A 7,480-nucleotide genomic window follows, 5' to 3' on the forward strand; every position below is an offset into this window, starting at 1 on the left:
GGCATTTCAGGAGTCAGATTCTGGACTTCGGGCGAGTTAGACACCCAGATCTGGTTCCCCCAGGCGACCGGAGAAGACCAGGCGCGACCGTCGATCGGCGTCTTCCAGAGAATCGACGGCGATCCCTCTTCAAAGGTGACAGGCAACCCTTTGGCACGGGACGTTCCATCCGCGTCAGGGCCACGGAACTGGTTCCAGTTCCGATCCTCGGCGTCCCCGACGACACAAGCCAGCAGGGCGAAAGTCAAAACGATCACGCGCATAGAGGAATCTCTCGTTATCGACGGACTTACAGCAGGTTTAACGCCGGCCTGAACCTTGCATAACTTATCGCCGATCAGGGGCTCAGAGAAGCCCACGAGTCCGGTACCGTTAGGGGCTTCCATCCCCTGAGCTCAAAGCGTCAGTCCACAGGCACGGGCGATCACGGGGGCTATCGCCCCCAATCACCGCGCCGGGGAAAGCTCAACAGGAAAGAAATCACCTGATGATTTGTAGCGAGGAAAGCGCAGATCACAGCTTTGGCTGCTCATGAATTTTTTGTGCGGTACTGAAACTCGAAATCCGATGCGGTAAACTGAAGTTCTGGGTTTCGCGATCTGTTTCGGCATGTGTCGAGCGGATGATTGGCGATCCTGTTGCTGTACCTGACAAACTGGCTCGCCCATCGGTTTGATATGCGCCCCAACGAAAACACCTCCCATGCGCCGCGCGGCACGACAGTCACCCCTTCAGCGGTGATCGATGTCGGTACGACCTCCATCCGCATGGCCATCGCGGAAATAGACGATGAGGGGGGCGTGCGCCATCTCTCCGCCCTGTCGCAGGCGGTCAGCCTCGGGAAAGACACCTTCACCCGGGGATTCCTTGAAAAAGGGACGATCGAAGAATGCGTCCGGGTCTTGAAAAGCTATCGCCGAGTCCTGGCAGAATACGGGATCGTGGCCACAGACAAGGTTCGAGTTGTCGCAACGAGCGCCGTTCGCGAGGCCAGCAATAAACTGGCGTTTCTCGACCGCGTCTACACGGCGACCGGCTTTCAGGTCGTTCCGATCGATGAGGCCGAAGTTAACCGGATCACCTATCTGGGGATTCAGCCCCTGCTCAGGCTCGACCCCGAGCTCGCCAACGCCAAGACGGTCGTTACGGAAGTGGGGGGCGGCAGTACCGAGTTGCTCGAGGTGAAAAACGCGGACGTCCTCTTCGCGCACACGTATCGACTGGGATCGCTGCGGATCCGCCAGACACTGGAAGCCTATCACGCCTCTCAGGGGACCACCCGCCGCTTGATGGCAACGCAGATCCAGAGAATTCTCGACCAGATTCTGCAGCAGGTCTCTGCCGAATCGACACAAGAGATGGTTGCGCTCGGGGGCGACATGCGGTTCGCAGCCCGTCAACTGGTACCGGACTGGGTCCCTGACAAGTTGACTCGAATCCCGGTGGACGCCCTGGCGGAGCTCACCAATTCGGTCCTGCTGCTGAATGAAGATAAGCTCGTTCACAAGTATCACATCACCTTTCCCGAAGCGGGAACCCTGGGCCCTGCCCTGCTGGCCTACACCATGATGGCCCAGGCCTTTGGACTGAAGCAGGTGATCGTTGCCAGTATCAATCTTCGCGATGGACTGCTGAACGAAATGGCAACTCGCGGGGGCTGGAATGAAGATTTCAGCAACCAGGTGATCCGCTCAGCTCTGGACCTTGGACGCAAGTTCGAATTCGACGAGCTGCACGCACGACAGGTGGCCAAGCTGTGCGGCATTCTGTTTCAGGGTCTACGTGATGAGCACCAGCTTGATCCCCGCTACGAACTGCTGCTGCGGGTCGCGGCGCTGCTGCATGAAGTCGGGCTGTATGTGAATACGGGATCGTACCACAAGCATTCGATGTACCTGATCCAGCACAGCGAGCTCTTCGGACTGAGTCGATCCGATGTCCAGCTTGTCGCCCTGACAGCACGCTATCATCGCCGGGCTTCGCCCAAACCAACCCACACTGTCTTCACAACATTGAATCGTGATCAGCGGATCGCCGTCGTCAAGATGGCTGCCATGCTGCGAATTGCCGACGCATTGGAAGCGTCCCACAACCAGCGGCTGCATGAATTGAAATTTTCCCGAGAAGGGGGACGGCTGATTATCGCCATTCCTCAAATCGAAGACCTCAGCCTCGAACAACTGGCATTAAAACAATCAGGATCGCTTTTCGAATCGACCTTCGGGATGCCTGTCCAATTGCGAAAAATGCGTCCTTAGAATTCAGAGAGATCGTAGCGGCATGACTGCTGAGCCACGTTTTTTTAACCGCGAATTGAGCTGGCTGGAATTCAATCAGCGAGTGCTCGACGAAGCCAGCGACAAGAGTATTCCCCTGCTCGAGCGGCTTAAGTTCCTCGCGATCACAGCCTCGAATCTCGACGAATTCACGATGGTTCGAGTCGGCAGCCTCCAGATCCTGCAGGCCGAAGGGGAAATGCGTCCCGACCCGGTCGGCCTCACCACATCGCAGCAGCTAAAGGCGATTGGCGAGCGGATGCAGGCTTTTCTGACGGAGCAGTATCGGTGTTTTCTCGAAGACATCGAACCGGCCCTCGCCGCCGCCGGAATGAATCGTCTTCGCGCGGCTCAACTGAACGATCGCCAGTTACAGCACCTGCAGACCTATTTCGATCAGGAAGTCTTCCCGATCCTGACACCGCTGGCAATCGTCGCCTCTTCTGAATTGTCGGAAGCAGCACGAATCGAGCTGCACATCGCCAAACGGAAGGGGAAGAAGAAGAAAGCTGGCGAGGCGAAATCGACCGATGCCGCCGCAGAGACCACGGGATCCGGTACCGAACCCCCGTCGCTCGAATTCCCCCCCTTGATCAACCAGACGATCAGCCTGTGCGTTCGACTGGCTCCGGTAGCAGGTTCGACGGAACCCCGCTTTGCCATCCTGCCGTTCGGGCGCAACCGACAACGGTTCGTGACGGTCCCCTCGGAAAGCGGCTTCAATTACATCCTGCTGGAAGACGTCATCAGTCTCTTCCTGCCCAAATTCTTCCCGGGCGAGACGATTGAGGAAAGCGTTGCATTTCGGATTACGCGAAACGCAGATCTCGAACTGCAGGAAGATCAGGCATTCGACCTGCTTTCCAAAATGCAGGAAATCGTCAATGCACGCCGACAAAGTGCCTGCGTTCGACTGGAACTGGCGGATCACGCCAGCCCACTCGTTCGTGGTTTCCTGCAAACGGCCGTTGATGTCCCCGATCGATGGGTCTTTGCGGCACCCGGCCCTCTGGATCTGGCCGCCTTCTTCCGCCTGACCGATTCACAAGGCTTTGACAACTTGCGGTATGAGCCCTGGCCGTCACAGCCGTCGCTCAAGATTTCGCCTTCAGAAAGCCTGTTCACGGCCATCGCGCGCCAGGACATTCTGCTTTATCACCCGTACGAAAGTTTTGATTCGGTCGTCCGACTGGTCGAGGAAGCCGCCGATGATCCGGACGTTCTGGCCATTAAACAGACGCTCTACCGGACAAGCGCCAAAAGCCCGATCGTCGCCGCACTGAAGCGGGCCGCTCAGAAGGGGAAATACGTCACCGCCGTCGTCGAACTGAAAGCGCGGTTCGACGAACAGCGTAATATCGAGTGGGCGCGGGATCTCGAGCGAGCCGACGTGCAGGTTGTCTATGGCGTCAAAGGCCTGAAAACGCACGCCAAGATCTGCCTGATTGTCCGACGCGAACCGCAGGGAATCCAGCGCTACGTCCACTTTGGTACGGGCAACTACAACGAAATCACCTCAAGAATCTATAGCGATGTCAGCCTGATGAGCTGTCACGAGGATCTGGGGGCCGATGCAACCGCCTTCTTCAACGCCATCACCGGTTATTCCCAGCCGCAGCGTTTCCGACAGATCGAAATGGCTCCGATCGGTCTGCGAGAACGACTGCTCGAAATGATCGAAGCGGAAATCGACCGCAAGCGGCACAAGCAAAAAGCTCTCATCATCGCCAAGATGAATGCGCTCGTCGACGAGACGATGATCGAAGCACTGTATGCCGCGTCGCAGGCGGGTGTCCGGATTCGACTGAATATCCGTGGCGTCTGTTGTCTGCGTCCAGGGGTTCCCGGGCTGTCAGAAAACATCACGGTCACGGGTGTCATTGATCGCTTCCTGGAACACGCGCGAATCCTCTACTTCTATCACGGCGGCGACGAACGGTTATTCATTTCCAGCGCCGACTGGATGCCTCGAAATCTCGATCGCCGCGTCGAGTTGCTGGTTCCCGTGGAGGATAACGCCTGTCGCCGCAACCTGATCACGATCTTGAAAACAACGCTGGCCGACAACGTCAAGGCGCGTCGATTATTACCCAGTGGTCGCTACGAACCGGTCCGGGCAACCGATTCGAGCGAACCGATTCGAAGTCAGGAAGTGTTGTATCGACGGACGGGTGAAGCGATCGAAGATGCTTCACGGGCAGCCCTGGCCACGTTCGAACCACTGCGGGGGGCGGGTCACAACGACTAGGCCGGTTTGCTCGCCTGCAGATCATTGATCAGAACTCGTCGAATTCGGAATCGCTTTTCCATGCGGGTCGACAGAAGGCTGGTCGAGTTCTGTGGCGAGATCCGTCTGTAGCTGGGGACACAGAAAGTGCTCGACCTGTTCGGCCGTGGCATGAAAATGGTCGCCAGGCAGCTCGAAATGACGCGCCATGTACGCTTCCCACAGCCGGTGCGAGCGGACAAGGCTTTGGGCCAGATCCCGCCCCTTATCCGTCAGATGATTGACAGAGGCATCTGCGGTAATGAAGCCCTTTCGCTGCAGATTTCTGCGGGCAAACCATTCGATCCAGGTTCCATGCGCCACCGTGACCAGTGGGATGGGATCCTGTGTCACCACGTGACCGCCGTTCATCTCCCGTGGTGGAATTCCGGCAATTGCGAGGGTCGGGTCAGAAATGGGGGACGGAGAGGTTTCACCGTGCGTGCGTTCATCACGCCGAAACAGCGTTCCCAGAATATCTTCACTGGCAATCCGCAGTTGAAGTCGCACTCGGTCGACAAAACGACGGATGACGCCGTGACGTGGGCTCGCCAGAATTGCCAGGACGAACAGACCTCCCGCTGCAACAGCCATCATTCCCGAGGTGCTGGCGTCGTACACATCCGGGTACCCTAACCGGGAAAAGACGATTGAAGGCAACGTTAATGCCCCCACATGTCCCAGGACTGCTGAAAGCGCTGCAATGACCAGACTGAGCACGAGCATCGTGCTCAGTCGATCGGTCAACAGGCGCGCCGTGGCTGAGGGAACAATCAGCATGGCGATCACCAGGATCGCTCCGACACTTTCGAAAGCCGCCACAAGGGTCGCGGCCGTCATCGACATCAGGACCAACTGAATCCAGTCGGCTCGAAGTCCCATCGACACGGCAAGTCCGGGATCAAAGGTGCTCAGCCGAAGTTCTTTGAAGAACAGGATCACCAGGCCCCCGTTGATGGCGAGCATGATTCCGTTCATGACCACCGCCCGGGGGATGGGAATGGTACGCGAGATCGGAATCAGAGCGGACGTTTCCAGACTTCCATACAGGACGCAACCCGGATCGACGTGGGCCGAGTCCGCGAACATGCGGATGAGCAACAGTCCCACCGCGAACATCGTTGTGAAGACGACACCCATTGCCGCGCTACGATCCAGCCGTCCCCACCGCTGAATCACCTCGGTCGTGATGGCGGAGACGACCCCGGATATCGCTGCCCCGAGAAACAGCACCAGATGTCGAACACTGGAGGTCGCGGACAACCATCCCTGCTCTTCAAACCAGTGCATGGCCAGATAGGCAAGGACGATCCCCGGCAAAATGGAATGACTGAGAGCATCCCCCAACAGGCTTTGTCGACGCAGCAGCAGCCACGCCCCAGGCAATGCACACGACATCGCTGCCAGAGCCGCAGTGACGACAATCCACGTATCGAGCGAGTACCAGTCGGAGAGCAGATTGAAAAATTCGTTGATCATGATCCAAATCAAGGATGCTACGACAGAGAAACCTCGGTCCCCTGCCTCGTGACTCTGAGCTCAGGTCCCCTGACCCGCCACCCAATCCGGCCGAAGCGTCCCCGGAAAAGCCTTATTCTTTTACTTTCTTCTGTTTTCCCACCGACTTGAAATCGGGAATCAATTCAATTGTCACTTTGGTCCCCACGGGTGGAATTCTTTCCGTGTAGGCTTCAAACATCAGATCATCGTTCGTCGCGCTACTGTTTACCGACAGATCCAGCGTCGCCGTGGCAAAGTTGGCGACGCAGATCAGATCCCCTGCTTCCGCCTGATAGAACTTCTCACCCGTTTTTTCGTCCGTCACGAAATAGCTTCCGGCGAAGACCCATTTTGCATCCATCTGTCGTACCTGGGTCAGTTTGAAGAACGAGCGAATCGCCTTCTGAAACGCAGGGTCTTTCGAAATCTTCAACGCCGCATCCCGTTGTTCCTCAGACATGGTGCCATACCACAGAAGCTCGCCATTTCGCGGGTCCCACTTCAGTTCGCTGTCGGCGGGAAGCTTGAAATCCTTTGGGGGTGGATCGAGCTTTTCGACAAAGTAACGCCGCGTGGCGTGGCGAACCCAGGACTGGGCCGGCTCACGATGGACTTTTCCGTCTTCATCATTCCAGGTCAGAAAGACGTCGATCACCGGCCCCGAGGCGGGTTGGTAGTCCGGTTCCCAGCGGACGGGCGATCCCGCCTGTGCCCCCAGCGCCAATAGCCCGGCATGAACGTACTGAGCCTGCGTCTCTACGGCGAGGATGGATTCATGCTCTTTACTTCGTTTGAGACAACAAAGTAACTCGAGCAACCCCTCGCGCAGTACCACTTCAGACTTGAGCAGCAGTCGTTTCCCTTTTGCATCGAGCAGCACCGTTCCCTGCTTGTTCAACGGCTTAAAGTCAGCCGTTGCCTGATCAACAGCATTGGCTGCGGGATCGGCTGCCAGCAAACTGACAGGCAGCAGACTGACGGCCAGCAATGCAATCAAAAAGGGATGTGATTGAGACATCTGGGATTCTCCGTGAAGTGACGCAACCTCTCGATGAGGTTCTGAAAGTCACATTAACACAAAGCCCTTCCCGGTGGCATGGCGAACACGGTGACTTTCATTCGAATCATGCCCTGAGCCAAACGGCAATTCCTCGCTTGGATTTCCTCGGTGGCGGCCAATTCCACTCGACGATTAGAATCTTCGTTCCTCAAATGTCTGTCGGACTCACGGTCATCTCCTGAAGGAATTGATTGATGACGCGACCGGTGCAGCTTGCGAAACGTTTCCATCTCTTCGCATTTTTCTGCCTGATCGTCATCAGCGTTCCATCGTGGGCAGAGAGTGATCCGCCCGCCGATGGCATCGAATTCAACCGAGAGATACGACCTCTTCTCTCTGACCGCTGCTTTGCGTGTCACGGCCCGGACGAGGCGAAAC

Annotated in this window: 5 protein-coding genes and 1 pseudogene; 3 read left to right on the top strand and 3 right to left on the bottom strand. The window is 57.1% G+C overall.

The features are described from left to right. Positions 1–263, bottom strand: a pseudogene (locus VGE80_RS15145) (PQQ-binding-like beta-propeller repeat protein); the annotation flags it as partial. A gap of 363 nt (positions 264–626) precedes the next feature. On the opposite strand from VGE80_RS15145, the gene VGE80_RS15150 reads away from it, so the two are divergent. Both VGE80_RS15150 and ppk1 read left to right on the top strand, forming a co-directional pair. Beyond that, on the top strand, positions 627–2,258 hold the full coding sequence (locus VGE80_RS15150) for a Ppx/GppA phosphatase family protein (protein ID WP_440593243.1): 1,632 nt from the start codon (positions 627–629) through the stop codon (positions 2,256–2,258). Positions 2,259–2,280: 22 nt separating this feature from the next. Then, a complete protein-coding gene (ppk1, locus tag VGE80_RS15155) occupies positions 2,281–4,524 on the top strand; it encodes a polyphosphate kinase 1 (protein WP_440593244.1) in 2,244 nt (747 codons plus the stop codon). 21 nt (positions 4,525–4,545) lie between these two features. On the opposite strand, the gene VGE80_RS15160 is transcribed toward ppk1, so the two are convergent. Beyond that, positions 4,546–6,021 carry a metal ABC transporter permease gene (locus tag VGE80_RS15160; RefSeq protein WP_440593245.1) on the bottom strand — a complete coding sequence of 492 codons (1,476 nt, stop codon included), beginning with the start codon at positions 6,019–6,021 and terminating at the stop codon, positions 4,546–4,548. 112 nt (positions 6,022–6,133) lie between these two features. Further along, positions 6,134–7,060: a YdjY domain-containing protein gene (locus VGE80_RS15165; RefSeq protein ID WP_440593246.1), complete on the bottom strand. Its 927-nt coding sequence runs from the start codon at positions 7,058–7,060 to the stop codon at positions 6,134–6,136. 236 nt (positions 7,061–7,296) lie between these two features. Here VGE80_RS15165 and VGE80_RS15170 point away from each other — a divergent pair. Continuing rightward, on the top strand, positions 7,297–7,480 hold a 184-nt coding region (locus tag VGE80_RS15170; protein ID WP_440593247.1), incomplete at its 3' end, for a hypothetical protein.

This window comes from Schlesneria sp. (genome assembly GCF_036405755.1).
Taxonomy (GTDB): domain Bacteria; phylum Planctomycetota; class Planctomycetia; order Planctomycetales; family Planctomycetaceae; genus Schlesneria; species Schlesneria sphaerica.